General features: G+C 38.2%; 2 protein-coding genes. Both read left to right on the top strand.

Annotation, left to right across the window (positions count from 1 at the left end):
• Positions 1–1,534 (top strand): phosphatidylglycerol lysyltransferase domain-containing protein (locus B2X72_RS19270; RefSeq protein WP_286851124.1); only part of this gene is annotated, 1,534 nt, incomplete at its 5' end.
• A 21-nt stretch (positions 1,535–1,555) separates the two neighbouring features.
• Positions 1,556–2,160: AcvB/VirJ family lysyl-phosphatidylglycerol hydrolase (locus B2X72_RS19265; protein WP_286851123.1), on the top strand; the 605-nt coding region annotated here is incomplete at its 3' end.

The following is a 2,160-nucleotide window of genomic DNA, read 5'->3' as shown; positions in this document are numbered from 1 at the left end:
TATGAAACTTGATCGTTTTTATTTACCGCTAGAAGCAATTCATGCTTCTAAATTTATGGTATTGGTTTTGGGCTTAGGACTATTGGTAACTTCGGCATACCTGATTAAAGGTTTCCGTATTGCGTTCTGGATCGCCGTGGTGTTTAGTGCTTTGTCGCTGTTTGGACATGTGTTTAAGGCACTGGACTATGAAGAGGCATCGGTTGCTTTGTTGACGTTGATTTTATTGGCAATGAGCTATAAACAATATCGCATCAAGAGTAATATTCGTTGGGTAAGAATTGGGTTTATCACATTTTTTGTCGCTCTGATAGCGATATGCCTGTTTGATGTGTTGAGTTTTTACTTCATTGATAAGCAACATTTCGGGCTAGACTTTACATGGGGACAATCAATATATCATACGGCACGGAGTTTTCTGTTGTTTGCAGATGATGAATTGATGCCACAAACAGCTTTTGGTCAAGAATTTTTGCGCATCACTCAAGTTTTGGGACTATTTTGTTGGTTCTTATTGATCTACGCACTTGCACGTCCTCGGCTGATTGATGACGAAGATTCGAGTAGCTCCGAAATGGAGCATGCAGAACAATTACTAATTGAGTTTGGACAGTCTCCGATGGACTTCTTTAAATTGGGAAAAGATAAGAGTCTGTTCTTCTCAGAAGTCTCGGAGGGATTTACCGCTTATCGCTTGGCGAATGAATTTGCTATCGTATTGGATGAACCTGTCTGTGAGCAGGGGGATAAGGAAGAGCTGGTTCAAGAATTTGATCAATATTGTTATGCGAATGGTTTAAAGGCCATTTATTACCGTGTTGATGAAAATAGCTTGGTTCATTTTTCATCTCTTCGTAAGCAAAAAATCACCATTGGACAGGAGGCTGTATTAGAATTGGAAACATTCAAGCTAGAAGGAAAAGACCGTAAGTCATTACGTAATGGACTTAATGCAATTCAAAAAAAGGGTTTTACAACGGAGGTGTTGAAAGCTCCGCAGGAAAAAGCAATTATAGACGAGCTAAGATTGATTTCCAATGAATGGTTGAAAGAATTTGATAAAAAGGAAATGGTTTTTTCGCAAGGAATGTTTGATGAAAATGAGCTTATTATGCAAGATATTATTGTATTGAAAAATGAGCAAAATAATATTGTCGCCTTTCTGAATATTATTCCCGATTATGCTAAAGATGAGTGCACTTATGATATGATCCGAAAATCGCTTGACGCACCAGGTGGGAGTATGGATGCATTGATTGTTGAGCTTATTGCATATGCTAAAGCCAAAAAGTATGTCTATCTAAATTTGGGCATGGTGCCAATGACGGGCTTGGGAGCGACAGATAGTCCCGCTGAAAAGATTATGAAGTTTGCCTCAACACGATTGGGAAACTTTAAACATTACCATAGTCTGCGTGATTTTAAAGAGAAGTATGCGACATTTTGGGAAAATAAATACCTTATATTTGATAACGATTTTGATCTCTTACAACTTCCTATAGCACTGGTCAAAGTGATGAAACCGAATGAATAGCTTCATGTAAATCTCATACAGATGAAAAAATTAGCCACTTTATTTATAATTGGTAGCATAGCATTTCATGCTTTTGCTCAACAACGTTTGATTGACATGAAATATTGGAATAATAAAGCTGTACTACCCCTGGTTCTCTATCTGAGTGGAGATGGAGGATTCAATTCGTTCTCAAATAAGCTCTGTGAGCTAATTGCTGGAGCAGGATATACTGTTGCAGCTCTTGATTCAAAAAATTATTTCTGGAAGAAGAAAAGCCCGAAAGAGATAGCAGAAGATATTTCTAATACCTTGAGGACTTTGCTATCCTCACGGCAGAATATGCGTCTTTTCGTCGTTGGATATTCATTTGGAGCAGATGCGGTCCCTTTTATTGTTAATCGTTTGGACCCTGTCGTTAAGAAGAACGTAAAGAGCGTTGTTCTTTTAGAGCCCTCTGTATCTACAGATCTGGAGATCCATATAGCCGATATTCTAGGACGAAGTAATATAAAGCGAAGCCTTGATGTTGTCTCCGAAATAAATCGCATGGATGGAGTCAAAACGGGCATCATTCTCGGTGACGATGAGGCCGATTTTCCTGTACAAAAAATAACACTTAAGAATTTTACAAAAAAATACCTCTC

The sequence above is a fragment of the Sphingobacterium sp. UBA7253 genome, from assembly GCF_002472745.1.
GTDB lineage: Bacteria > Bacteroidota > Bacteroidia > Sphingobacteriales > Sphingobacteriaceae > Sphingobacterium > Sphingobacterium siyangense.
This window is presented reverse-complemented; position numbering and strand designations above follow the sequence as displayed.